The 25,265-nt window shown below is 70.3% G+C and carries 22 protein-coding genes and 2 pseudogenes; 14 read left to right on the top strand and 10 right to left on the bottom strand.

The genetic code is table 11. The annotated features are described in order from the left end of the window. Window positions 1-247 precede the first annotated feature (247 nt). Window positions 248-1,657, top strand: coding sequence for a nicotinate phosphoribosyltransferase (locus Manayef4_RS06465; protein ID WP_256388610.1), 1,410 nt, complete (start codon window positions 248-250; stop codon window positions 1,655-1,657). A gap of 243 nt (window positions 1,658-1,900) precedes the next feature. Continuing rightward, window positions 1,901-2,596: an NUDIX domain-containing protein gene (locus Manayef4_RS25725; RefSeq protein WP_139140021.1), complete on the top strand. Its 696-nt coding sequence runs from the start codon at window positions 1,901-1,903 to the stop codon at window positions 2,594-2,596. A gap of 86 nt (window positions 2,597-2,682) precedes the next feature. Here the strand turns inward: Manayef4_RS25725 and Manayef4_RS06470 are convergent. Together Manayef4_RS06470 and Manayef4_RS06475 are read right to left on the bottom strand one after the other, a co-directional pair. Continuing rightward, window positions 2,683-4,179: pseudogene (locus Manayef4_RS06470) on the bottom strand (FAD-dependent oxidoreductase); the annotation flags it as partial. Further along, window positions 4,179-6,464 (bottom strand): molybdopterin oxidoreductase family protein, encoded by a 2,286-nt coding sequence (locus Manayef4_RS06475; RefSeq protein ID WP_070130980.1) that lies wholly within the window; start codon window positions 6,462-6,464, stop codon window positions 4,179-4,181. The pseudogene Manayef4_RS06470 and the gene Manayef4_RS06475, both read right to left, overlap by 1 nt. 258 nt (window positions 6,465-6,722) lie before the next feature. Between Manayef4_RS06475 and clpS the strand changes: the two genes are divergently transcribed. The 5 genes from clpS to Manayef4_RS06500 all read left to right on the top strand — a co-directional run bounded on the left by clpS (window position 6,723) and on the right by Manayef4_RS06500 (window position 9,807). Beyond that, entirely contained in the window at window positions 6,723-7,013 is a 291-nt protein-coding gene (clpS, locus tag Manayef4_RS06480; protein WP_023841213.1) for an ATP-dependent Clp protease adapter ClpS, read from the top strand. A gap of 197 nt (window positions 7,014-7,210) precedes the next feature. Next, on the top strand, window positions 7,211-7,747 hold the full coding sequence (locus Manayef4_RS06485) for a DUF2017 domain-containing protein (protein ID WP_232235102.1): 537 nt from the start codon (window positions 7,211-7,213) through the stop codon (window positions 7,745-7,747). 52 nt (window positions 7,748-7,799) lie between these two features. Beyond that, on the top strand, window positions 7,800-8,204 hold the full coding sequence (locus Manayef4_RS06490) for a M67 family metallopeptidase (RefSeq protein WP_070130981.1): 405 nt from the start codon (window positions 7,800-7,802) through the stop codon (window positions 8,202-8,204). A gap of 240 nt (window positions 8,205-8,444) precedes the next feature. Then, on the top strand, window positions 8,445-8,837 hold the full coding sequence (locus tag Manayef4_RS06495) for a MoaD/ThiS family protein (protein ID WP_023841214.1): 393 nt from the start codon (window positions 8,445-8,447) through the stop codon (window positions 8,835-8,837). Between the two features lie 22 nt (window positions 8,838-8,859). Then, the gene (locus Manayef4_RS06500) at window positions 8,860-9,807 is read left to right on the top strand and encodes a cysteine synthase (RefSeq protein WP_070130982.1); all 948 of its coding nucleotides are present in this window, start codon (window positions 8,860-8,862) and stop codon (window positions 9,805-9,807) included. A gap of 266 nt (window positions 9,808-10,073) precedes the next feature. On the opposite strand, the gene rdgB is transcribed toward Manayef4_RS06500, so the two are convergent. The 4 genes from rdgB to murI form a co-directional block, all read right to left on the bottom strand. After that, entirely contained in the window at window positions 10,074-10,736 is a 663-nt protein-coding gene (gene rdgB / locus Manayef4_RS06505) for an RdgB/HAM1 family non-canonical purine NTP pyrophosphatase (RefSeq protein WP_011435322.1), read from the bottom strand. Beyond that, window positions 10,733-11,476, bottom strand: coding sequence for a ribonuclease PH (gene rph / locus Manayef4_RS06510; RefSeq protein ID WP_070130983.1), 744 nt, complete (start codon window positions 11,474-11,476; stop codon window positions 10,733-10,735). The genes rdgB and rph overlap by 4 nt, the downstream gene beginning before the upstream one ends. Before the next feature lie 79 nt (window positions 11,477-11,555). Continuing rightward, window positions 11,556-12,305, bottom strand: coding sequence for an MBL fold metallo-hydrolase (locus tag Manayef4_RS06515; RefSeq protein WP_070130984.1), 750 nt, complete (start codon window positions 12,303-12,305; stop codon window positions 11,556-11,558). Further along, window positions 12,302-13,204, bottom strand: a complete 903-nt coding sequence (gene murI / locus Manayef4_RS06520) for a glutamate racemase (RefSeq protein ID WP_011435325.1) — start codon at window positions 13,202-13,204, stop codon at window positions 12,302-12,304. The genes Manayef4_RS06515 and murI overlap by 4 nt, the downstream gene beginning before the upstream one ends. 885 nt (window positions 13,205-14,089) lie before the next feature. On the opposite strand from murI, the gene Manayef4_RS24790 reads away from it, so the two are divergent. Continuing rightward, window positions 14,090-14,659, top strand: a complete 570-nt coding sequence (locus tag Manayef4_RS24790) for a hypothetical protein (protein ID WP_011435326.1) — start codon at window positions 14,090-14,092, stop codon at window positions 14,657-14,659. Between the two features lie 132 nt (window positions 14,660-14,791). Here Manayef4_RS24790 and Manayef4_RS06530 read toward each other — a convergent pair whose 3' ends face one another. The 3 genes from Manayef4_RS06530 to fxsT all read right to left on the bottom strand — a co-directional run bounded on the left by Manayef4_RS06530 (window position 14,792) and on the right by fxsT (window position 19,547). Then, the gene (locus tag Manayef4_RS06530; RefSeq protein WP_070130985.1) at window positions 14,792-15,664 is read right to left on the bottom strand and encodes an NAD(P)-dependent oxidoreductase; all 873 of its coding nucleotides are present in this window, start codon (window positions 15,662-15,664) and stop codon (window positions 14,792-14,794) included. Window positions 15,665-15,794: 130 nt separating this feature from the next. Then, complete coding sequence (locus Manayef4_RS06535) at window positions 15,795-16,115, bottom strand: putative quinol monooxygenase (RefSeq protein ID WP_070130986.1); 321 nt, start codon at window positions 16,113-16,115, stop codon at window positions 15,795-15,797. A 654-nt stretch (window positions 16,116-16,769) separates the two neighbouring features. Next, entirely contained in the window at window positions 16,770-19,547 is a 2,778-nt protein-coding gene (gene fxsT / locus Manayef4_RS06540; RefSeq protein ID WP_083282304.1) for an FxSxx-COOH system tetratricopeptide repeat protein, read from the bottom strand. Window positions 19,548-19,672: 125 nt separating this feature from the next. Here fxsT and Manayef4_RS26580 point away from each other — a divergent pair. The 6 genes and pseudogenes from Manayef4_RS26580 to Manayef4_RS06565 form a co-directional block, all read left to right on the top strand. After that, window positions 19,673-19,906 (top strand): annotated as a pseudogene (locus tag Manayef4_RS26580) (IS256 family transposase); the annotation flags it as partial. A gap of 10 nt (window positions 19,907-19,916) precedes the next feature. Further along, window positions 19,917-20,279, top strand: a complete 363-nt coding sequence (locus Manayef4_RS06545; protein WP_011435330.1) for an Arm DNA-binding domain-containing protein — start codon at window positions 19,917-19,919, stop codon at window positions 20,277-20,279. A gap of 287 nt (window positions 20,280-20,566) precedes the next feature. Next, window positions 20,567-21,466, top strand: coding sequence for a site-specific integrase (locus Manayef4_RS06550; protein WP_070130988.1), 900 nt, complete (start codon window positions 20,567-20,569; stop codon window positions 21,464-21,466). Continuing rightward, window positions 21,463-22,437 (top strand): hypothetical protein, encoded by a 975-nt coding sequence (locus tag Manayef4_RS06555; RefSeq protein ID WP_070130989.1) that lies wholly within the window; start codon window positions 21,463-21,465, stop codon window positions 22,435-22,437. Before Manayef4_RS06550 ends, Manayef4_RS06555 begins: the two co-directional genes overlap by 4 nt. Window positions 22,438-22,613: 176 nt before the next feature. Beyond that, window positions 22,614-23,639 carry a replication-relaxation family protein gene (locus Manayef4_RS06560; protein ID WP_070130990.1) on the top strand — a complete coding sequence of 342 codons (1,026 nt, stop codon included), beginning with the start codon at window positions 22,614-22,616 and terminating at the stop codon, window positions 23,637-23,639. Between the two features lie 297 nt (window positions 23,640-23,936). Then, complete coding sequence (locus Manayef4_RS06565; RefSeq protein ID WP_070130991.1) at window positions 23,937-24,458, top strand: hypothetical protein; 522 nt, start codon at window positions 23,937-23,939, stop codon at window positions 24,456-24,458. A 614-nt stretch (window positions 24,459-25,072) separates the two neighbouring features. Here the strand turns inward: Manayef4_RS06565 and Manayef4_RS06570 are convergent. Next, a partial coding sequence (locus tag Manayef4_RS06570) for a hypothetical protein (protein ID WP_217494098.1) occupies window positions 25,073-25,265 on the bottom strand: 193 nt, incomplete at its 5' end.

The following is a 25,265-nucleotide window of genomic DNA, read 5'->3' on the forward strand; positions in this document are numbered from 1 at the left end:
GTTCGCCGTCGGGCCGGTCGGGGTTGCGCTGATCGGCCTGGTGCCGATCGTCCTAGCGCTGATCGGCCTAGCGCTGATCAACGTGGTCACGTCGAGGCTCTCTCATGTGCTACTGAAGGTCGATGGAACGTGTAGTGCATGCCGTGTTGGAATCGACGTTCACCCACTGTAAGATCAACGCACCCCGACGGGATGAACTCACTCCCTTTCCTCGCCCGCCAAATCGCCGGTCGGCGCGCATCGGAGCCTGCTCGTCCCTACCGTGTTCCGGATGTCGACGGCACTCCTGACCGATCACTATGAGTTGACCATGTTGCGCGCGGCGCTCCGGTCCGGCGCGGCGGATCGCCGTGTGGTCTTCGAAGTCTTCACCCGATCGTTGCCGCCGGGTCGCCGTTTTGGTGTGTTCGCCGGCACCGGTCGGCTGCTCGATGCGCTGGCGGACTTCCGGTTCGGGCCGCCCGAGCTAGCTGCTCTGCGGGCCGCCGATGTCATCGACGAGGCCACGGCACAGTGGCTGGCGGACTACCACTTCGGCGGCGACATCCATGGCTTCGCCGAGGGCGAGCCGTTCTTCGCCGAGACGCCCGTGCTCGCCGTCGAGGGCACCTTCGCTGAGACCGTGCTGCTCGAGACACTCGTGCTCGCCATCCTCAACCACGACAGCGCGATCGCGGCCGCTGGGGCCCGGATGGTTGGGGCGGCCGGGGACCGGCCCTGTCTCGAGATGGGATCTCGGCGCACCCATGAGGCCGCCGCCGTGGCCGCCGCCCGCGCGGCCTACCTCGTGGGTTTCGCGGCCACGTCGAACCTGGAGGCTGCCCGGACGTACGAGGTCCCCAGCGTCGGTACCAGCGCGCACGCCTTCACACTCGTTCATCCARGCGAGGCCGAGGCGTTCGCCGCGCAGGTCGCAGCCCTCGGTGTCGGCACGACGCTGCTCGTCGACACGTACGACGTCCCTGCGGGGGTCGCAGCCGCCGTCGCGACGGCGGGCACCGAGCTTGGGGCCGTCCGGATCGACAGCGGGGACCTGGGTCGGGTCGCCGGCGCCGTCCGCGCGCAGCTTGACGGCCTCGGCGCGACCAGAACACGGATCATCGCGACCGGGGATCTGGACGAGCACGCCATAGCCCGGTTGGGCGACGCCCCAGTAGACGGCTACGGTGTCGGCACCAGCCTAGTCACCGGTGCGGGGGCGCCCACCGCGGGGTTCGTCTACAAGCTGGTCGAGGTCGACGGCGAACCCGTGGCGAAGAGGTCGGTCGGCAAGAGCACCCGTGGGGGGCGCAAGCGGGTCGTCCGCCGCCATGACCTCAACGGCCGGGCCGTCGCTGATGTCATCTTTCCGAGCCCGCCGGGCTCGCCGTCGGCCCCGGACCGCTTGTCCGGTCCGTCCGGCCCGGGGGTGGATCCCGCTGGCTCCGGCGACGCGCTCCCCGCGTCGCCGCGACCGCCCGACCCGGCCCGGGACCGGGACCTGTTGCGTCCGCTGGTGAAGGCCGGTGAGCCGGTCGGTGGCCTGACCGGGCCGGCCGGCACCCGGCGCGCCCGCGAGCACCATCGTCTGGCCCTCGCGGCCCTTCCCCCCACCGCTCGGGAGGTGGGCTACGGCCCGCCGTGCCTGCCCGTCGTCCACGCGGAGGGCCGTCCCTGAACCGTCCCGGGCCTCCCTGAACCGTCCCGGGCCTCCCTGAGCCGTCCCGGGCCTCCCTGAGCCGTCCCGGGCCGTCGGGCGGCGTCGCCCACTGAGGTGCCGTTTCCGGCGGGAGGCCGAGGAGGGGCCCGTGTGTGCCGGCGCGGGGATGGCCAGACTGGAGGGGTGGCGCCCGCCTCTCCACCGAACCGGATCCGCGGTCCGTTGGACGGCGAGGGCGGGCGGCATGACGGTGACGCTGTCATGCCGCCCGCCCTCGCCGTCAGCGTGGACGTGGTTCTACTGACCCTGCGCGCCGGTCGGCTCTGTGTCCTGGTCATCCGCCGGGACGATCCCCCGTTCGGCGGATGCTGGGCGCTGCCCGGTGGTTTCGTCGACCGCGACGAGGATCTCGACGCCTCGGCCCTGCGGCAGCTCGCGGCCGAGACGGGCGTCACGACGACYGGTCACCTCGAGCAGTTGCGGACCTACGGCGGCGCGCACCGCGACCCGCGTGTCCGGGTGGTCAGCRTGGCCTACCTGGCCCTGCTGCCGAATCTCCCGCAGCCGCAGCCACAGCCCGGCCGGGATGGACCGCGGGCCCGCTGGTGGCCGGTGGAGGACCTGGACTCGACCGACGGCCCGACGCTGGCCTTCGACCATCCGCGGATCGTGGGGGACGGMGTGGAGCGGGCCCGGGCCAAGTTGGAGTACACCCCGCTGGCCGCCGCCTTCTGCGAGGAGCAGTTCACCCTGGCCGACTTGCGCCGCGTCTACGAGGCCGCGTGGGGCGTCGCGTTGGATCCGCCGAACTTCCGCCGCAAGGTGCTGTCCACGCCGGGATTCGTCGTACCGCTGGGCCAGCGCACCTCCCCGCGCGGTGGCGGTCGGCCCGCCGAGCTGTATCGGCGTGGCTCGGCGGTCGCGCTGCACCCGCCGCTGCTGCGCCGGTCGGTCTGAGGAGATTCCTCCAGACCGGCCGCGCAGTTGTCGCCTGCCGCGGCCGACGGGTCCGGGTCGGCCGCGGCCAGCCACTCGACGATGCCCGCGACGGCGTCCCGACAGGTGCCGCATCCGGTCGTCGCCCGGGTGCCGGTGACGATCGCCGGCAGGTCACGTGCCCCGTCCAACCAGCAGCGGGTGATCCCGCCCTTGGTCACGTTGTTGCACCGGCAGATGGTGACCCGGTCGGGCAGGGTCGCCGGACTGTCGGTGACGGTGACCTCGGTCCGGGTCGGGAACAGCAGGCTGCGCCGGTCGGCCGGCACCGGAGCCTGCCGGTCGAACAGCTGCGTCACGGTCCCCACCGTCGGGTTGTCACCGAGCATGATCGCGCCCACCAGTCGGTCCCCGCGGATCACCAGCTTCTTGAAGGTGCCCCGGGTGACATCGACGAACTGCAGCACCTCGGCGTCCTCGTCGAACTCGTCCACGTCGACCTCGCCCATGGTGGCGAGATCCACTCCCGACGCCTTGAGCCTGGTCACGGGTCGGGCGCCGCTGTAGCGCGCGGCGGGGTCGGCGGCGGTGACAACGTCGGCCACCACCCGGACCTGGTCCCACGCCGGCGCCACCAGCCCCTGCACCGTCCCGTCGTGCTGCGCGCAGTCACCGACCGCGAACACGGCCGGATCGGCGGGGGAGCGCATCTGATCGTCCACCACGATCCCGGCTTCGACCGGCAGGCCGGCCGCCGCGGCGAGGTCGGTCACCGCCACGACGCCGGTCGAGACCACCAGCAGATCGGCGTCGAGCACCTCGTCGCCGGCCAGCTCCACGCCGGCGAGCCGCTCGTCGCCATGGATCCGGACGACCCTGGCCTCGAGCCGGGACCGCACCCCGAGCCCGGCCAGCGTCCGGACCAGCACCTGTCCGGCCCGCCGGTCGAGCTGGCGGTTCATCAGGTGACCCGCAGCGTGCAGGACCGTCGTGTCCAGACCGCGGCGGACCAGGCCGCGGGCCGCCTCCAGGCCGAGTAGGCCGCCGCCGAGTACCACCGCGCGGGTGGCCCGTTCGGACTGGGTGAGGATGTGCCGGCAGTCGTCGAGGGTGCGGAACGCCGCCACTCCGGGTAGCAGCGTCCCATCCGGTCGGGTCAGTCCCTCGATTGGTGGCAGCCACGCCCGGCTCCCGGTGGCGAGGATGAGTACGTCGTAGGCGACGACGCTGCCGTCGTCGGCCGTGACGGTGCGACGCGTACGGTCGATGTGGTGCGCCACCACGCCGGCCCGGACGTCGACCAGGGCGCGCGGGGGCGTGCCGTCACCGCTGTCGCCGGACGCCGCATGGTCGACCAGGGTGATGTCGGCCAGATCCGCCTTTCCTGCCAGGACGTTCGACAGCAGGATGCGGTTGTAGGCGGGATGCGGCTCCTCCCCGAACACGGTGATGATCAGGTTGGGATCTCGGGAACGAAGCTCGCTGATCATCCGGGAGCCCGCCATCCCATGCCCCACGATGACTACGCGGCGCGGCCCGGAGGCCCCTGTGGAGTCCGACGCGGGCGCGGCGTCGTGCATCATGGTTCGGGGTCTTGCGGTCATCACCCTTGGTGCCTTCCGCTCGGTTGGCTGYGGCCCGTCAACATGGCTCGGACGGGTTCGGCAGCCCCGACCGTCGCGGTGGGGACGGACCCGGTGGCATGCCGATCGTCGTCCGGGTTGTCGTCCGGGTCGTCGATCGGCTCGACCGCGACCGCGCACACCTTGAACTCGGGCATCCGGGACGTCGGGTCGAGCGCGTCGTTGGTCAGGGAGTTCGCCCGTCCGGCCCCGGCCCAGTGGAAGGGCAGGAAGACGGTGTCGAATCGGAGGGTGTCGGTCAGCCTCGCCGGCACCTCGCAGGTGCCTCGTCGGCTCGTGACCCGCACCGGCGCCCCCTCAGCGATCCCGAGCCGTTCGGCGAGGTCGGGATGGRTCTCGACGAAGGGTTCCGGCGCGGCGTCAACGAGGGGTCCGATCCGGCGGGTCTGCGCACCGCTCTGGTAATGAGCCAGCACCCGCCCGGTGGTCAGGTAGTAGGGGTACTCGGGGTCGATGTCCTCCGCCACCGGACGGTGCTCGACCGGCACGAGCCGGGCCCGTCCGTCCGGGGTGGCGAAGCGATCCAGGAACATCCGGGGGGTGCCCGGGTGCGTCTCGTCCGGGCAGGGCCAGAACACCCCGTCCGATGCGGTGATCCGCTCGTAGCTGATGCCCGCGTAGTCGGCGATCCCTCCGGCGCTGGCCCGGCGCAGCTCGTCGAAGACCGCCCGTGGTTCGCCGGGAAAGCGCTCGGCGTGGCCGAGTCGGGCGGCGAGCGCCGCGATGATCTCCAGGTCGGTGCGTACCCCGGCCGGAGGAGGCCGCAGCCGTTCCCGCCGCAGTACCCGACCCTCCAGGTTGGTCATCGTCCCCTCCTCCTCCGCCCACTGGGCGGTCGGCAGGACGATGTCGGCCATGGCCGCCGTCTCGCTGAGCACGAAGTCGGCGACGACGAGCAGGTCCAAGGCGGCCAGCCGCGAGGTGATCCGACCGGCCCGGGGGGCGGAGACGGCGATGTTGCTGCCGAGGATGAGGAGCGCCCTCGGGCCCTGCGGCGTGCCGAGCGCGTCCAGCATCTCGTAGGCGCTGCGGCCCGGACCGGGGATGGTCGTCGGGTCGACGCCCCAGATCCGACCGATGTGCTCCCGGGCCACCGGATCGATGATCTTGCGATAGCCGGGAAGCTGGTCGGCCTTCTGCCCGTGTTCCCGGCCGCCCTGCCCGTTGCCCTGGCCGGTGAGACAGCCGTAGCCCGACCCGGGGGTGCCGGGCAGCCCCAGTACGAGGGCGAGGTTGATGAGCGCCGTGACGGTGTCGGTGCCCTTGCTGTGTTGTTCGGCACCGCGGGCGCTGAGCACCATCGCCCGTTCGGCCTGGGCGAGCAGGTCCACGGCGGCGTACTGGTCTGCCACCGGCACTCCGGTGATGCGCTCCACCCGTTCGGGCCAGTAGGAGGCGAGTACTGCTCGCAGCTCGGCGAGGCCCGTCGTCCGAGCGGCGAGGAAGTCGCGGTTGGCGTACCCCTCCGTTAGGGCGATGTAGGCCAGCCCGTTGGCCAGGGCCAGGTCAGTTCCCGGGGTGATCTGCAGATGTAGGGCCGCGGCGCGGGCGGTGGCCGTCAGCCGCGGGTCGACGACCACGAGCGCCCCGCCGTTCTCCCGCTGGCGGGTCAGATACTGCATGAACGGGGGCATGGTCTCGGCCGCGTTGCTGCCGACCATGATGACGGCCCCGGCGTGCGCGATGTCCTCCAGTGGGAAGGGCAGGCCCCGGTCCAGCCCGAACGAGCGGATGCCCGCGGCGGCCGCCGACGACATGCAGAACCGGCCGTTGTAGTCGATCGCGGAGCTGCGCAGCGCCACCCGAGCGAACTTGCCTAGGGCGTAGGCCTTCTCGTTGGTCAACCCGCCGCCGCCGAAGACGCCGACCGCGTCCGGGCCGTGTTCGCGCTGGAGGCGGATGATCCCCTCGGTGATGCGGTCGAGTGCCCGTTCCCAGCTCACCGGCTCGAGGGGGGCGTCGCGTCGCGGCCGCATCAGCGGGGTGGTGAGCCGGTCCGCGGCGGTCAGCAGCTCGGCGGAGGTCCACCCCTTCTGGCACATCCGGCCCCGGTTGGTGGGGAACTCGCGGGCGAGCACGGTAACCGGCCCCGGAGACCTTCCACCTGCGGGTTCCGGGCCGTCGTCTTTTCCGGTGCCTTCCTTGGCGGCGCTCTCCGGGGTGGCGCGCAGCATCATTCCGCACTGCAGGGCGCAGTACGGGCAGTGTGTCGCAGCCTCGGCAAGGGGCGCGGCCGGCACCGGCATGGTCGTGGTCACGCACCGAGCGTGCGGCGAGGGGGTGTCTCGGCCGGGTCGGAGCCGTTTCGCGGCGGCAAAGTGGTTCTCATCCTGGYCGGCCCCCCGATGTGCGGCCCCCCGATGTGCGGCTGCGGCCCCGACGATGCCACCCTGCGGCGCTCGGTCGTCTCCCGGCGTTGGGCCGCCTGCTGAGAGGTGATTGCCGGCCACGGCACACGACCCGTCGAGGAGAACTGTCGTGGGAATGGCGTAACAATAGGCAGCGTGTCTGTCGCCGCCGTGTCGCCTCTCGATGTCGAGGAAGTCGACGAGACCCTCGATGACGATCGGCCGTGGGTCACCATTGTCTGGAACGACCCGATCAACCTGATGTCATACGTGACGTATGTCTTCCAGAAGCTCTTCGGCTACAGCAAGCCGAAGGCCACCAAGCTGATGCTCGACGTCCATCACAAGGGGCGGGCTTCGGTGGCCGTCGGCACCAGGGAGGAGATGGAAGCCGACGCCGAGCGCCTGCACGCCTACGGCCTGTGGGCGACGATCGCCCAGGACTGACCCGACCGGTGACCCGAGACCGGTGCCCGACCCGGGGCTCTTTCCGTCGCACCGGTGCCCTGCCGCCCGGAGCAGCCCGTGCGGCATGCCCTGGGTAGGCTGGCTGCGTCCGTGGTCGGACGGTTYAGACGGTCATGTGGGGCGGTCGTCCCGGGCGCACCGTCGCCGGGAGCGTGGGAGTGGGGGAACGGAGGGACGTGGCTGACGGCTTCCGCCGCACGCGTGCCGGGATCGAGCTGCGCCTTCCCCGGCTCGAGGCGGCGTTGCTGATCGAGCTCGTCGGCCAGATCGAGTCCCTGCTCGAACCRCCGCCGGTCGAGGACCCGCTGGAGGCGCTGGTGGGGTTGCGTGACACCGCGCCGCCGCCGCCGGACGATCCGGCGATCGCTCGTCTGCTTCCCGACCCCTACCCGGACGATCCGATGGCCTCCGGGGACTTCCGCCGCCGCCGGACGGACGATCTGCTCGCCCGCAAGCGTGACGCCGCTCGGCGGGTGCTGTCCGCTGTGCCGGCGCCTGGGAGGGCGCTCCTGCTCGATGAGGAGGCCGCTCAGGACTGGCTGACGACGCTGAACGACCTCCGGTTGGTGCTGGGAACCCGCCTCGGTCTCACCGACGACGACTCCACCGCGGAACTCGAACACCTCGACCCGGACGATTCCCGCCGCCCGCTCGTCGCGGTCTACGCGTTCCTGACCGAGCTGCTCGACGATCTGACCCGAGCTCTGGGGTAGTCGCGGGCGAAGGCCGACCCGAACCGCCCCTTCGGCGTCGTACGGTGGGCTCGTGCTGCGAATCGACCGTGCCTGCTATGAGGCGATCGTCGCCCATGCCCGTCGAGATCATCCCGACGAGGCCTGTGGCATCGTCGCCGGCTCCCTGGGGTCGGACCGGYCGAAGCGGTTCATCCCGATGGAGAACGCGGAGCGTTCGCCGACCTTTTACCGCTTCGACCCAATGGAGCAGCTCAAGGTGTGGCGGGAGATGGACGACCGGGACGAGGAGCCCGTCATCATCTACCACTCGCACACCGCAACCGAGGCGTAMCCGTCCAGAACCGACGTGTCCCTCGCGGCCGAGCCGGGCGCGCACTACGTACTGGCCTCCACCCGGGAGCCGGACGTGACCGAGTTCCGGTCCTACCGGATCGTCGATGGCGTGGTCACCGAGGAGCCGGTGGAAATCGTCTGAGACGACCTGGTGTTGCAGATGACGCGGCGACGGACGATGACGCGGCGACGGACATGGTCCGGGAAGGGACATGGTCCGGGAAGATGGTGGACACGGTCCGGGAAGATGATGACTGCGGAGCCTTGGCACCCACGACTCGTCCGCTTGTCCGCCTGAGGTAGAACCCGCTGACGTGACACCCCGCCCATCCGGGCGGCGCCACCGCCGAGCCCGGCCGGTGGCACCCGCGAAAGGAGCACCATGGCAGTCCAGGTCCGTGTGCCGACGATCCTGCGTACCTACACGGGAGGTTCGAAGCTGGTCGAGGGCACGGGCGACACGGTCGCCGCGCTCTTCCTCGATCTCGACTCCCGGTACGCCGGGCTGCGGGGCCGGCTGGTGACCGGTGACAACGGTTCCGAGCTGCACCGCTTTGTCAACATCTACGTCAACGACGAGGACGTTCGTTTCCTCGGCGGTCTCGACGCCAAGCTCAGCGACGGCGACGAGGTCACCATCCTTCCCGCCGTCGCCGGCGGCTCCGTCGACGTCGGGGAGTTTCCGGGCAGCGCCGAAGTTCCGGGCAGCGCCGAAGTTCCGGGCAGCGAGGGGCTGGCCGTGCTGTCGCCTGGCATGTCGCCCGGGCGGCACTGACGCGAGCGACGGGTCCCGACTCATGCGCTTCTCCTCCCTGGCCGACTCCGTCGGCCGGACCCCGCTGGTCGGGCTTCCGCGACTGTCGCCGTCGCCGGATGCCCGGCTGTGGGCGAAGCTGGAACAGGACAACCCGACCGGTTCGATCAAGGACCGGGCGGYGCTGTGGATGATCGCCGACGGCGAGAAGCGCGGTCTGCTCACTCCGGGCGCGACCGTGCTCGAACCGACGTCCGGTAATACCGGGATCTCGCTGGCCATGGCCTGCCGTCAGCGGGGCTACCGGCTGATCTGTGTGATGCCGGAGAACACCTCGATCGAGCGCCGTCAGCTCCTGCAGATGTGGGGCGCCGAGATCAGGTTCTCGCCCGCCGCCGGCGGATCGAATGAGGCGGTCGCYGTCGCGAAGCGGCTGGCCGCTGAGAATCCCGACTGGGTGATGCTCTACCAGTACGGCAATCCGGCGAACGCCCAGGCGCACTATGAGACGACCGGGCCGGAGATTCTCGAGGACCTGCCCGAAATCACGCACTTCGTGGCGGGCCTCGGCACGACCGGAACCCTCATGGGAACCGGTCGTTACCTCAAGGAACGGGTGCCGGACATCTCGATCGTCGCGGCCGAACCGCGCTACGGCGAGCTGGTGTACGGGCTGCGCAACATCGACGAGGGGTTCGTTCCCGAACTGTACGACCCGTCGGTGCTCACCTCGCGATACTCGGTCGGTCCGCGGGAGGCGCTGCGCCGTACCCGCGAGCTGGTGCAGGAGGAGGGCATCTTCGCCGGGATCTCCACCGGGGCCATCCTGCACGCGGCGCTTGCGCAGGCCGAGCGGGCGGTCAAGGAGGGCAAGTCGGCCGATATAGTCCTGATCGTCTGTGACGGTGGCTGGAAGTATCTGTCCACCGGCGCCTACGCCGGCACCCTCGAAGAAGCCGAAGCCGCCCTGGAAGGGCAGCTGTGGGCCTAGCCCCGCATGGCGGCTTCGCCGCAATGCGGGGACCCCTGGCCTTGGGCGCCGTTCGGGGTTTCCGTCAGCTCGCCTTCGGCGAGCTTCCTGGGGGAGCCGTCGGGGGTGGTTGGCGGCTTCGCCGCAATGCGGGGACCCCTGGCCTTGGGCGCCGTTCGGGGTTTCCGTCAGCTCGCCTTCGGCGAGCTTCCTGGGGGAGCCGTCGGGGGTGGTTGGCGGCTTCGCCGCAATGCGGGGACCCCGGGGCTTCGCCGCGATGCGGCGGTTCAGTCGGTGGCGGGGGTGGGTGGGGCGGCGAGGACCTCGCCGAGGACCAGGGCCAGTTCGCCGAAGGCTCGGCCGCGGTGGCTGATCGCATCCTTCTCCGCCGCGGACAGTTCGGCGTTCGTCCGGGTCTGACCGTCGGCCAGGAACAGTGGGTCGTAGCCGAAGCCGCCCACGCCGCGAGGTTCGGTCAGCAGGGTGCCACGTAGCTCGCCGTGGGCGACCCGTTCGACGCCGTCCGGGGTGACCAGGGCCGCCGCGCAGACGAAGGCGGCGCCGCGCCGGTCGGCCGGGACGTCGTCAAGCTGCGCGAGCAGCAGGGTGTTGTTGGCGGTGTCCCGTTCGACCCGGGTGCCGTCGCGCCAGCCCGACCATCGAGCCGAGCGCACCCCCGGCATCCCGGCCAGCTCGTCGACGGCGAGCCCGGAGTCGTCGGCGACCGCGGGCAGCCCGGTCTCCGCGACCGCCGCCCGCGCCTTGATCAGAGCGTTCTCGGCGAAGGTCGTCCCGGTCTCGGGCACCTCCTCGCCTGGCGGCAGGCCCACCAGCTCCACGGCCAGGCCGCTGGCCGCCAGGATGCGGCGCAGCTCCGCGAGCTTCGCCTCGTTGCGACTGGCGAGGACCACCTTCGTCGTCCGGGCCGATCCGTGGTGTTCGGCGCTCATCGAGCACCTCCCGGGCGGGGAGGCCCCGCCGGGACCGGGCCGCGCAACGCCTCGGTCTGGATCGCGGTGAGCTGAGCGCATCCACGCACTGCGAGGTCGAGCAGGCTGTCGAGCATCGTCCGGTCGAACGGGGTGCCCTCGGCGGTGCCCTGGACCTCGACGAAACCGTCCGCCCCGGTGCACACCACGTTCATGTCGGTGTCCGCGGTGGAATCCTCGCTGTAGGCCAGGTCGAGCATCGCCTCACCCTTGACCACGCCGACGCTGACCGCACTGACGCTCGTGATGATCGCATCGGGCCGGCCGAGCCAGCGGGCGGCGTCGACCAGCGCGACGTAGGCGCCGGTGATCGCGGCGGTGYGCGTGCCGCCGTCGGCGAGCAGCACGTCGCAGTCGATCGCAATGGTGTTCTCGCCGAGGGCCTTCAGGTCGATGCAGGCACGCAGGCTGCGGCCAATCAGTCGGGAGATCTCATGGGTCCGCCCGGAGATGYGGCCGCGCACGGACTCGCGATCGTTACGGGTGTCGGTGGCCCGTGGAAGCATGGAGTACTCGGCGGTCACCCAGCCCAGGCCGCTGCCCTTGCGCCAGCGCGGGACCCCCGTGGTCACCGAGGCCGCGCACAGCACCCTGGTCCGGCCCGCACTGATCAGCGCGGATCCCTCCGCGTGCTCCTGCCATCCCCGCAGGATCGTCACCTGCCGGAGTTCGTCCGGTCTCCTGCCATCCGCTCGTATCACGTCGCGACACTATCGGCCCAGGGTGACCCGGCCGCGCGCCGAGGTGCGGAGGTGCGGTCCGTCAGAGCTCCCAGAGCTCTCAGAGTTCATAGACGGTGCCGGGGCTCGCGAGGGTCAGCGGGCCGTCGTAGACGCCAGCCGCCTCCTCCTCGGAACGGGCGGCGTTCCCCCACGGGACAAGATGCGTGAGCACGAGCTGACCCACGCCGGCTCGCCGGGCGTGCTCGCCGGCCTCCCGGCCGGTCAGATGCAGGTCAGGGGGGTTGTCCTCCTCATCGAGGAACGACGCCTCGCAGAGGAAGAGATCGCTGTCGGTAGCGAGGCGGACCAGCCGGTCACACGCCCCGGTGTCGCCCGAGTAGGTCAGTACCCGATCGTCGGCGGTGAGGCGGATGCCATAGGCCTCCACCGGATGGGCCACCCGGGTGAGATCGATCCGGAACGGCCCGATGTGCAGGCGGCCGGCGCCGATGGTCCGGAAGTCGTAGATGTCGGCCAGGCTGTCGTCCGGCCATTTCTCGAACGCTCCGCACAGCCGTTCCTGGGTGTTGATCGGGCCGTAGRCCGGGAGCTTGGGCGGCATGYCCTCCGGGTGGTACCGCCGCGCGTAGGAGTTGGCCACCAGGTCCAGGCAGTGGTCGCCGTGCAGGTGGCTGAGCAGCACCGCGTCGATCTCACGCAGGTCGCAGTGCCGTTGCAGTTCGCCCATGGACCCGTTGCCCGCGTCGAGGACGAGCCGGAACCCGTCGTCCGACTCGACGAGGTAGGACGAACAGGCCGACGTCGGGCCGGGATACGTGCCTGAACAGCCGAGGATCGTCAGTTTCACCGTGGCACCACCGGGCTCTGCTGGGAGGAGGGTTCCTGGTCCGCCCCGGTTCGGGCGGCCCATGCGGCTGGAGGCGTGACTGTGGCCCGCGCGGCGGGAACGGGCGGGGACACCGCCGCGACGCCGACGAGTTCGGGGCCGAGGAACCTGCGTCCCACCCGGCTGAACAAGGTTGGATCACCCGTGGTGAGGAACCGGTGGGTGGGCGGCGGAAGGTCCGGATCGCGGAAGAGTCCATGCCGGACAAGTACCCGGTAGGTGTCCTTGGCCGTCTCCTCGGCACTACTCACCAGAGTGACGCCCTCTCCCATCACGAGGCCGATGACCCCCGTCAGCAGTGGGTAATGTGTACATCCGAGTATCACCGTGTCCACGTTGGCTTCCTGCAATGGTGCGAGGTACGCCTCGGTCAGACCGAGCAACTGCCGCCCGCAGGTGATACCCCGCTCAACGAAGTCCACGAACGCCGGGCAGGCCGCACCGGTCAACTCCACGCCCGCGGCGGCGGTGAACGCGTCGTCGTAGGCGCGGCTGGCAATCGTCGCCAGCGTGCCGATGACGCCTACCCGCCCGCTGCGGGTCGCCGCGGCCGCTCGGCGGGTCGCCGGCATGATCACTTCGATGACTGGTATGTCGTAACGCTCCCGGGCGTCGCGCAGACAGGCGGCACTTGCCGTGTTGCAGGCGATGACCAGCAGCTTCACGCCCTCGTCCACGAGCCGGTCGAGGGCATCGAGGGCGTAGCGACGCACCTCGGCGATCCGCCGCGGACCGTAGGGTGCCCGAGCGGTGTCCCCGAGATACATCAGGGGCTCATGCGGAAGCTGGTCCAAAATGGCGCGCGCCACAGTCAGACCGCCCACCCCGCTGTCGAACACCCCGATCGGCGCGCCGCTCATGAGCGATCAGACTAAGYCGGAAACCCGATGCTCACCCTGTGGCTGTTGTCACGGAACCATTGTCCGGTCCCGGACAGTCCTCGCGCGTCCGACATAGGACCATCTCGCCTCGCTGAGCTGGGCGCATCGCTGTGCGTCATACCTCGTTGTTTACCCAGGTGAAGGCGTCCGCGTGCCGCGAGGGGCCGAGGTGTGGCCGGCTCGACATCCGGGGATCGTCCCGGTCTGCTGGATCATMCGATGAMCTTCGCCTGGTCCGGAACGCGATCTTTCATCGATGTATCGCGGGAAATGCGTGGTCCGTCTGTCGATCGTCCACGAGGAGCCGTGCCCGGGTGGGTATGCCATACGGGTACAGGCACGCCAAACGGAGTGTAGGCTAGAACTGCCTGTAATCGATCAGTGACTACTAGCTATCGAACAGGTATGTTGAGGACGCGGCTGAGGTGTCCGGGTCGTTCCCATCCGTCCCCGATTCGAGGCACCCCAGTCGCATCCTCGATGTCTCCGGGCGTCTTCCGGGCGTCTCCAGCCCGTCTCCAGTCCGCCTCCAGTCCGTCTCCAGTCGTCTTCCAGGCCGCCTCCAGGCCGTCCCCGGGGTATCGACGCAACGTGGTTCCCGACGTCTCCCCGCGCTTCTACGATGACGTCACGCGGTGGTCTTGCCATCGTCCGGCCGTGCAGTCATCCAGGGAGATCAGGGGACGTCAGCACGTGACCACGCACGGAGGGTCGCGGTCGGGTGGCTCTTCGAGCACTCAAGATCGTCCCATGGCGTGAGGACGGACGGTGTAAGCGGGATACACGGCACCAAACTGTCCTCTGCCTTGTCGGGTTGACGTCGATCGGGGGCATCGCTGGCCGTACGGCGATAGGAACATGTCCATGGCCCGGCTCCTCGCGGCGATCTCCACGGGCGTCGCCCTCCTGGTGGGAGGGTTGACGGCGCTTGCCGTCATGCTGCCGCCCGAGTACGGCTATCTGGTTCCGATTGTCATTATCCTCGTTGTCGTGGGGGTCAACATCACTGCCTGGCTTGTGATCCCGCGTGTCGTCGGCCCGGCGTCGGCGTCGGCGTCGGCGTCCGTGCACCGCTCGATACCGGAGAATCGTCCGATGGGTGGCTCGTTCGTGTTCGGTCGTGGTGAGTTCGACTGGGCGCGTTCGGACGCATCCGATGCCTCCGTCGAGTCCTCGTCGGACAACTGGTCGTCGAGCTGGGACTACGCCGGCGGGGACGGTCCGGACGGCAGCGACGACGAGAGCGGTTTCGACGACGACCGCTGGTATGGCTCCGCGGTCCGCCGTGGCGCGGGTTTCCCGCCGCCCGCTCTTACCGGAGTATCCATGTCCGGCCTGCTGTCCGCCGACACCGGACARCATCACCGGGCCACGCAGTCCGGCCCGGTGCCGGCGGAGCCAGAGAAGCACCACGACGACAGCCGCCAGCCGTAGCGATGCCCAGTGGGGACTGACCGGCCAGGGCGGCGTTCCTCCGGCCGGGCACATCCCGTCCGTGCTGTGCTCGGTACGGTCGTTGAGGTCGGTACGGTGCAGCGCGGTGCGGTGGCGGCCCRGCACCGTGGATCAGGCGAGCCCGGCGCGCCGGCGGGCCGTCTCGGTCACCGCGRCCCAGTCCTGGTCGGTCTGGCCATGCGCCAGCGCGTCGACGAAGGCGTCCCGCAGCACGCCGCCGAAGGGCAGCGGAACGTTCCGTTCCAGCCCTGAGGCCAGCGCGAGCTGGACGTCCTTCAACCCGAGCGGGAGACGGAAGTTGACGGGCTCGTAGTCCCGGTTTCCGATCATGCGGCCATAGCCGGTGAAGACCGGGCCGGTAAACAGGTTGTCGGTGAGCACTTCGATGAACGTGGCCGGGTTCATCCCGCCGGCCTCGATGACGGCGCTCGCCTCCGCCATCGCCTCGATGCTGCAGGCGATCAGATAGTTACCCAGGATCTTCACCAGGTTGGCGTGCTCCGGCGCATCGCCGACCGTCCAGGTTCGCCGGCCGAGGACGTCGAACAGGGGCTGAACCTCGGCGATCGTGTCCGGATCGCCGCTGGTCACGATGGTGAGGTTGCCGGCGCGGGCGGCGTCGGTCCGGCCGAAGACGGGAGCCGCGAGGTAGCGCAGCCCGTGCTCGGCGTGCTCACGCCGGGCCTGGATCGCCAGCGCGGTGCTGACGGTGGCCATATTCACATGCAGTGCTCCGGCCGGCGCGGCGGTCAGTACCCGCGGATCGAGCAGGCGGTCGGTGACGGCCTGGTCGTCCGCCAACATGCTGAGGACGATTCCGGTGGCGAACGCCTCGGAGATGCTGGCGGGCACCGCACCGGCGGCGGCCAGCTCGGTGACGGGATCCGGTGAGCGGTTCCAGGYCAGTACGGTGTGGCCGGCGTCGATCAGATTGCGCGCCATGGCGCTGCCCATTCCGCCAAGTCCGATGAAACCGATTTTCATGCGTCACCCTCCTGGCCTGGTCGGCGGACGGTCCGCCGACGCGGGTTTCCTGCCCGGCTGGGCTGGGCCAAGTGGCATCGGCCGCTCCAGCCCAGGGCGGGTGAAGAACGGACCGGCAGGTGCCGGGTCCTCAGGCGCCTGTCATCGTAGGAAGCCCGGTGCCCGAGGTCAGTGTGATGAACTCGATACGCGGGGGACCGGTGAGCAGATCCTGCCGCTCGGCGACGAAATGGTGGATGTGCGGCTGGTTCTCATGATCCTCGAACGCCTCGCGGTCGCGGTAGAGCTCGTAGAAGAGCCGGGCATTGTCGTCGCCGACCACCCGATGGGTAGTGTAGATCAAGGTCCCGGGTTCGTGGGCGGYGATCAGCGGCACCGTCTCGGCCACCAACGCGTCGAACGCGTCCGCCGTGTCCGGGCGTACCTCGAACCGCACCGTCAGACCGAACATGGATCTCCTCCTCAGGGTGTTGCGACAGGGACATGGCGGGGCGCTGTCGCTTCGCGACGTACTGTCACCGTATCCGGGAGATCACTCTAATGGTGGCCTGAGAGCCCGGCCACATCGATGCGGCCTGAGATCGGCCGCCTTGTGTAGTCYGGGACGGGCCATCCGGACCTTGACGGCAGGAGGCCGATGTACAGCAGATTCTGTCGACCAAAGACGATATGGACGTCATGAACGGTACCCGATGGTATTCCTTCAAGGCTGGATCTGGTGGATGACGGGCATGGTCYCCCGGCCGGCCTAGCGATTCGCGGCCGGCGGGCCACAGCCTGATTTCTTCCATCGACTCGTGGTTCAAATTCGAGACGACTCGTGTTCACCGACCTGTGAATGGAAATCCCTTGACGGCTGGCCGCTGCACCGCACTCCGGCGGGATGTAGGCAAGGTCGGCGCCCTGTTGCTCTGATGATTCAGGAGACTTGCATGGTCTACGTCCAGCCGTATGCTGTCGACTCCGCCGGGCGTGGTCTCTTCGCGGTTCGATACGGCGTCGGACCGACAATGCGGAATCGAGGATGGCGCGGAGTGAAATCTCGTCTCACATGGTCCCGTTCGGCTGCGCTTGTGGCCGCGACAGCCCTGACCGTCGGGCTTGGCTACGGCCTTCCGGCGGTCGCGGATCCGGGTGGCGCGGCAGCCCAGTCGGGTGCGGCGGCCGTCCAGACGGCGAGCTCGGTGCGGGCGGCCACGGTCTCGCGGTGCTCGGGTCCCAACGCCCGTTCGAACAGCGCCAGTACCGCGGCAAACTGGTCTCGGGCACCCGCGGGATCCCCCGCCTCCCCGGTCCAGTGGGCGAGGTTGCGCTGGTCGAGCAACGTGTCCGGATGGTCGGGGCCGAGGACCCGCCGGTGGATCAGGAGCAGGGCGGCGTACTGGTCACGGGCCATCGCGGGGTCTCCCGCCTGACCCACCCAGTAGGCGAAGTTACCCCGGGCGACCAAGGTCGCGGGATGCTCGGGACCCGAGACCCGCTCACGGATCGGCAGTAACTGTGCGTACTGGTCGCGGGCGGCGGCCGGGTCACCCGCCTTGCCGGTCCACCAGGCGAGGTTGGTGCGGACCCACAGCGTGCCGTGATGCTCCGCGCCGGACACCCGCTCATGGACGGTGAGCAGCGCCGAGCACAGGTCGCGCGCGGCCGCGGGATCCCCGGCCTCCCCGATCCAACGGGCGTACTGGTCACGGGATTCGAGAACATCCGGGTGTTCCGGTCCCAGCACCCGTTCCCTGATCGGCAGAAACGCGGCGTAGTGAGCGCACGCGCCCGCCACGTCGCCGGCCTGCCCGGTCCAGAACCCGAGATTCGCCCAGACATACAGGGTCTCCGGATCATCCTCACCCGCGACGCGTCGCCACCGGGGCAGGATGGACAGGCACAGGTCGCGCGCGCCGGGCCAGTCGCCGGCCTGCCCGGTCCAGTCCGCGAGACGGGCCGCGACCAGCAGGGTCTGCCGGTCGTCGGCGCCCAGGGCCCGGTCGCAGACGGGCAGCAACGCCGCGAGCATGTCGCGCGCGCCTCCYGGATCCCCCGCCTCCCCGGTCCAGTTGGCGACGGCGGCACGCGTACGCAGAGCCGCGGGATGCTCGGCGCCCAGCCGTGTCACGGTGTCGTTGTGGACGTCCTCCTGCACGATCTTCGCCGTCCGGTAGTCACCACTGGCGTCGAGATATTCGAGCAGTTTCAGGACGMCGGGACGGTCCGGACGGAACACGATACGTGCGTGGGGGACCAGCATGGCGTAGACAGGCCACGTCCCGGACCGGTGGGGTTCATCCGGCAGTGCGGCCTCCACCAGGGCCACCACCACGCCGCRCAGGACGTCGCGACGTTCCTCGGGCAGCTGACCGGCGATGACTGCCCCGACGAGGCGGTGCAGCTGAATCGTGTTCCCGCTCCGGCGGGCCAGGGAGTAGGCCAGCGCGTCACCGACCACATCGTCGAGGTCGAGCCGGGGATGGGTACCGGCGCACGCCTGCGCCAACGGGCCGTCGAGAAGATCGGGATGGTCATCGAACAGGGCCAACGGGATCGGTTCGGGAGCCAGCAGCGCGCACAGCGTCAGCAGCTGCACGGTGGCCGGGGCGTCGGCCCGCAGCCGTTCCAGAGCCATGGACCAAGCGGTGGCGATGGTGCCGGCATAGAGGGGATCGCCCCCTTTGCCCARCAGCGTCGTACGCCGGGTACGGAACTTCGCAAGGTAACTGGCCGGATCCGTCCGGGTCGTGGTGAGGTAGCCGGCGGCCTGCGCCAACGCCAGAGGCAGGTCACCCAACTCGGCAGCCAGCGCGTCGGCTACCGCCGCGTTMAGGCCGGGAAGACGGCGGGTCAGGAACGCCACCGCCTCAGCCCGTTCAAACACGTCCACGTCGACCGCAGCGGCGAGTGCCTCCCAGCCCGGATTCCGGGACGTGATCAGCACATGGCCCGGTCCGCTTGGCAGCCAGTCCCGCAAGGCGACGGGATCCTCGGCGTTGTCGAACACCACCAGCCACCCCACCCGACGGCCTAGGGCTGCGAGCACGATGGCCGCGATGTCGGATACCGCTCCATCGGTCGACAGACCCAGCGGGCCCGCGAGCGCGGCGAACTTCTCGCCGACCAGGAGGGTCTGTTCCGCGTCGATCCACCAGACCAATGTGTACTCGGCGGCGTGCCGATGGGCGTACTCGACGGCCAACTGGGTCTTGCCCACCCCGCCCATGCCGTGCAGGGTGGTCACCGCCACCGGCCCCGACCCCAGCTCGGTGCGGAYCTGGTCGAGCTGGGACTGGCGGCCGGTKAAATGCCGGTTGCGACTCGGCACGTTCCACACATCGGGCAGCCGCCCGGGGAACGTCGGCTCCATCCCCGTCGCGGTGACCATCGGTTGGGCGGGCCCGCCGGGAAAGACCGGCTCCACCGCCGGCTTACTCCGCTCCCCACGTGCCGCGGCCACCAGCCGCCCGGCCGCGATGTCCCGGTCGAGGCCGAACAGGTCCACGCTGACCAGCTGACCCAGCAGCCCGGGCCGATCACATTCCTCCACTCGGAACACCAGCAGCTTGCGCGCCCGCCCGGACGGGTCGGCGGCCCAGGCGGCCTGCCACTCCGCCTCCGCGAACGCCGAGGACAGGTACGCCGTCGACAGCACCGCGATCGTGCGGGCCRCGACCTGTGCCGCCTGATGCATCTCGGTGACGAAATGACTACCCGCGTTGAAGTCCCAGGTCTGGATCCGCACCCGGTAGCCGGCGTCCTCCAACACCCAGGCGATCCACTCCGCCCATCCCTGATCGGCCCCGGTGTAGGAGACGAAGAAATCCACCCCCGACGATGGCGACCTTGCCGCACCCTGCACCGCGCCGCCGCCTGACGCCGGGACCCTCGTGCCCATAGCCRCACAGCCTGCCACAGTAGCCACGGATCGTCACAACCCAGGCGCGTACCGGACAGCCGAACGGGCTGACACCCGGGGTGTGTAAGAACAACGGTGTAACCCCGATCAAGGAGTGACACCTGATGACGATCACCACAGACGCAGCGGACACTGCTGTGGTGTCCCTGGAGGAGTCGGCCGCTGGACGGCCCCGCGCGTCGAAGGCGAAGGCTGCGCCAGCGGGGATCGATCCCGCGTTGGTCGCGCAGCTGGTGACCCAGGCCCGTGAGCAGGGGGTGCGGCTGTCCGGCGAGGGTGGCCTGCTCCAGCAGCTGACGAAGGTCGTGCTGGAGTCCGCCCTCGAGGGCGAGATCACCGGGCGGCCTCGTGAGTGCCGGCCGTCAGGGCAGCGTCCGGAAGGACGCTTCCGGCAGGTGGTTCTTCGTCGTCGACATCACCGCAGCGGGTGGGCCGCGTCGGCAGGCGAGACGGCGTGGGTTCGCGACCAAGAAGGCGGCACAGGCGGCGCTGACGGGGTTTCTCGGCAAGCTCGCGGCCGGCACGTACGTCGAGCCGTCCCGGCTGACCGTTCGGGAGTTCATCGAGACGCGCTGGCTCCCGGCAGTGGAAGGTGAGCTGCGGCCGTCGACCCTGGCGTCATGCCGGCGGAACCTGCGGCTGCATGTCCTGTCCCGGCTCGGCGGGGTGCGGCTCCAGCTCCTTGACACGGCTACCCTGCAAGCCCTCTAGGCCGAGTTGCTCCGGGCTGGCCGGGCTGACCATGCCCGGGGGCACGGACTGTCGCCGCGGACCGTGCTCTACATCCACACGATCCTTCGGGATGCGCTGAAGACGGCAGTCGAATGGGACCTGATCCCACGCAACCCGGCGGACCGGACCAAGCCGCCGCAGCGGAAGGCCCAGGCCGAGCGGCACACGAAGATCCGCACCTGGACGAACGCCGAACTCCGGACCTTCCTCGACGCCACCCGCGACGAACCGACCTACGCCCAGCGCCTCACCTCGCCACCACCGGCGTGCGGCGAGGTGAGGCGCTGGGGCTCGCCTGGTCGGCGGTGGATCTGGACGCGGGGCGCATCTCGATCCGCCGGACGCTCGTCAACGTCACCACGTCTGACACCGGCCGGGTGCCGGTGTTCAGCGACCCGAAGACCGTACGCGGCACGCGGGTCATCGCCCTGGACACGGCCACCGTAACGGCGCTGCGTGACCTGCGCGAGAGCAAGCTGAAGGAGCTGGYGTTGCTCGGCAGGGAGCCAGAGGCCGATCTTGTCTTCACCCACTGGGACGGCCGGGCCATGCACCCGGAACGGAACTCCCGCGCGTTCCTCCGGCGGGTGAGGCGCCTCGGCCTGCCGGTCATCCGGCTGCACAACCTGCGGCACACCTGGGCAACCCTCGCGCTCGCGAGCAACGTGCATCCCAAGGTCGTCTCCGAGCGGCTGGGGCACGCCAGCATCACGATCACCTGGAGATCTACAGCCACGTTCTGCCCGGCATGCACTCCGATGCCGCGGAAGTCGTCGCCGGGCTCATCCTCGGCACTGGCGGGCAGGCCGACGAGGACCAGGCGGACCGGCCCGACGGCGGTGGCGACGCGACCGACTCGGACGACTCCGATGGYCTGGGTGATGACGATGCGGAACCGGGTGCGCCTGCGTCAGACTGCCCGGCCACCGGCCCGCGGACTCCTCGTCCGTCCACTTCGGTCACGGCCCGGTCGTGACCAATCTGTGACCAAACGGGCCCAAACGATCAGAGGAGGAACGGTGGGCGAGCATCTGACCTGCGAGAACGCTGCCGTTCAACGGGTGCACCGGCCGGACCACAATAAGAACCGGACGATCTTGGTTGAGGGCCCTGAGATCGTCGTTCGTCAGGTAGGGACACGTGCCCTGACCAGGGGCGACGCATGAGGACCCCAGACGGCGCCGGCCCGGCCGGCGCTCCGGCCGTGGACGTGTCGGCCCAGAGCAGGGACATCGCGGTCACCCTGGTGACGTTGATCATGGCGCTGGTTGTCGGGTTGACGTTCTTGTTCGGCTTCGGCAATGTCCTCCAACTCGGGCTTCGGTTGGGGGTGCCGATCTGGATCGCGCCGCTGGTAGCCCCGGCCGTGGACCTGTCTGTGGTAGGGCTTTTGCTCGGGACGCGGCAGTTGGCGTTGCGGGGCGCTCCGGTCGAGCTTCTGCGTCCGGCCCGGCGGCTGCTGGTGTTCTCCAGCATTGTTACTCTGGCGCTCAATATCGCCGAGCCGGTGATCGCGGGTGACTACGCGAAGGCCGCGTTCGACATCGCCGAGCCGGTGATCGCGGGTGACTACGCGAAGGCCGCGTTCGACAGCGTCGGTCCGCTTTTGCTGATCGGGTGGAGTGAGGTCGGCCCAGGATTGTTGCAGGCCATGCGCCACCCACCCGCATGCCCCCAGAATCCCTCGAATCCGCCGGCTGGTGTGGACGCCACGCCGCCGGCACCGGCGCCAATCGCCGACGGCGGCATCGCCGCACCGCCGTCGGCCTCACCGGAGGTTCCTCGGCAGCGTCGATCTGCGGCGGCTTCGGGTGGGCTGTCGGATGAGGAGTGGCTGGCGTGGGCGCGACGCGAGGACGCCTTGTACTGGGAGGAGAACCACCGGCCGATCTCCTCGGACGAGCTGCGTAGGCGACTGCACGTGGGGTCGAAGCGGGCCCGGAGCCTGGTCACACAGCTACGCGCCGAGGCCCGCCGTGTTCTCGACGAACACAGCTCGGCCGGCGTCCCCACCATGGGCGGCCCTCTCCCGGAGAGCCTCTCTGACAGCGGCGGAGGCGGGGACAGGGTGGAGCTGGTCGAGATCGGGCCGGCGGAGCCGGCCGACCCGCCGGGTGTGCTCGCTGCCGTCGGATGACGCCTCCGCCCGTACGGGCGGGACCAGCATGCACCGGGAGTCCACACCGGGCCGACAGACGCCGGCCCGGCTACCCCCGGCCCCTGCGGAGCTGGCCCCATCCCGTCCAGCCCGGCACTGTCCGTACCCGCCCGTCGACCGCCGCCCGCGTCACCGTCCATGGAGAACACCCGAACGTGATCACGAATCCTCCGCAGCAGAAGCATCTCGGCCGCCGCACCTACGCCCGACCCGCCGCCCGCACCGTCGCTAGCAGTGAGCACCAGCTGTGGCTGGCCCACCACCTCACCCCCCGGGACCGGTGGATCACCCGGATGCTGCACGAGCACCGGGTCCTGACCACCMACCAGATTGTCGAACTCGGCTGGACCGGCCGGCGTGCGGCGAACCTGCGCCTGCTGGAGCTTTACCGCTGGCGCGTCCTCGACCGTTTTCAACCGCTGGTGCCCGCCGGGCTGGCGCCCATGCATTACATCCTCGACGTCGCAGGCGCGGCCGTGCTGGCGCATGAGGATGGCCTGGACCCGAGGAAGATCGGCTACCAGCATGATCGGGCGAAGGGCATTGCTCACTCCCTGCACCTGGCGCATCGGGTCGCGGTCAATGGCGTGTTCACCCGTCTTGTCCACCATGCTCGCCAGCCCGGCGCCGTGGGCACGCTGACCGCGTGGTGGCCGGAAGAACGCTGCGCTCGGCATTTCGGTGACATCGTCCGCCCCGACGCCTTCGGTCGCTGGACGACCCGTGGCGGTGCCACGGTCKAGTGGTTCCTGGAACTGGACTACGGCACCGAACCGCTGCACCGTGTCGCCGCCAAGCTGACCCATTACCARCAGCTCGCCACCAGCACCAGAATCGCCACCCCGATCCTGCTGTGGACCACCACCGCCCGCCGCGAGGCCCGCATCCGCCAGGCGATGACCCAGACGCTGCACAACCTCGACCGGCCCGAACTGGTGCCAGTCGCGACCACCGCGGCCGACCTCACCCCACCCGACCAGCATCTCGACCCCACCCCGGCCCGCTGGCTTCCCCTGACCGCACCCCGGCCCGGCCGGCTCGGACTGCACCAGCTCCCCAACGTCCCACCGCACCTGCGCCCCACCGCCCGCCAGGACGACACCACCGACCCGTCGGACCCGTCCGGCCGGCTGCACCCGCCGCACCCGATGCCACCCACCAGCCTGCATCCCGCCGCCTGACCGAGGCCCCGGCCTTCCGCGCTGGCGATGCCTTGCAGCCGGCAGGCAAGGCACCGCCAGCGCGGGAGAACGCCTGCTCCGGCCGGGTCTCCGGACGGTCGGGACGCCGGAAGGCCCGTATCAGAGTGACGGGGCATTTACGGCGCCACCACCCGCCGCACCGGCCCGAGGAGAAAGGGAGACGGCCGCGGACGGTCGGGACGACGCCCGCCCCGCATGAACAAGTAGAGGCCCGACACCGGCCAGGGCACGACCCCGGCCCGGTCGGGCACGGGGATCACGAGAGAGGACTGTGCCGTGAACGCTGACACCTGGACGCTCGTCGAGGACATCACTAGCCGCGTGCAGCGCGCCGTGCGCGCCGGGGACTACCCCGCCATCCTGGGCCTGCAGGGCGACCGGAACCTGTTCCTCAGCGACTACCCCTACCTGACCAGCTGGGCGACCGCCCTCGCGTTCGAGATCCGCGCCGCCGCCACCGCGAAGGCCGTCCGCACCCACCGCTGGGTTCTCTCTGTCCCCCAGGTCTGGTATGACGACGGCGAGAYCATCCAGGCCCGGCCGCTGTACACCGCGCCGCTCCAGCCCGGCGAAACCGAGACGATCAGTTGGATGAGCTACGACGCCACCGACGGGGTCGACTACGGCCGCGTCGAGTTCGCCCGCCGCCCGGACGGCCAGCCCGTCTTCGACGACCTCGAATACTTCACCAGCCCCGTCCAGCCCCTGCCCCGCCACCCCGGCGGCGCCCTGCACCGCCTCCTGGTCGCCGATATCGACCTCAGCGAGATCAGCCCATCCCTGCCCACACGACGCTGACCACATCGCACCCGGTGCGCAGCGCGGGCGGGTCAGCGGGTGGGCAGACGAAAGCGCAACCGATCGGTGTCTGGCCGACGGGGACGCCGCCGTCCGCTTCGATCACCCGTCGGCTGGCCATGTTGCGTCGCCGCACGGTGAGCACCGCCGGGTGAACGCTCAGCCAAACTCACTGGCCGGACCCACCGACCCGGCCCAAGCACAGGAGACCGGCCCGACCCCTGTATGCGACCAACCAAGAGACCACCGGTCGAGACGCCCCCACGGTCATCAAATACGAGCCCCGCCCAGCAGCCGCAGGACCCCAGCCCGCCAGCCCTCCCGTTCGAATCCGAAACCCACCCCACCGACCCAAGTCGCACCGCGACAAGCCAATAGCACCGGCACACCACCACGACCGGGGCCGTTTCCGGACCGGGACCGCTTCTGGACCGGAAGCGACCGACTCACCACTGGTACGAGACCGGACCGCACCCGCAGATATCGACACATCCAACATCCACACGACCGACCGAGACCGAACGACACCACACACACTGATAGCAGCGCCACCGAATCGGCCGGTACCACCAGCGCGACCAGCGCCACCAGCGCGACCGGCTCGGCCGGCTCGACTACCGGTACGACCGGCACCACCCCGGCGCGACCGGCGCGACCGGCGCCACCAGCGCCACCAGCACGGCCGGCACGACCAGCGCGGCCGGCGGCACCAGCACGACCAGCGCGGCCGGCGCCACCAGCGCGGCCGGTGCGGCCGGTGCGGCCGGCTCGACTACCGGCACGACCGGCACCACCCCGACGCGACCG

The sequence above is a fragment of the Frankia sp. CgMI4 genome, from assembly GCF_001756285.1.
Classification (GTDB): domain Bacteria; phylum Actinomycetota; class Actinomycetes; order Frankiales; family Frankiaceae; genus Frankia; species Frankia casuarinae.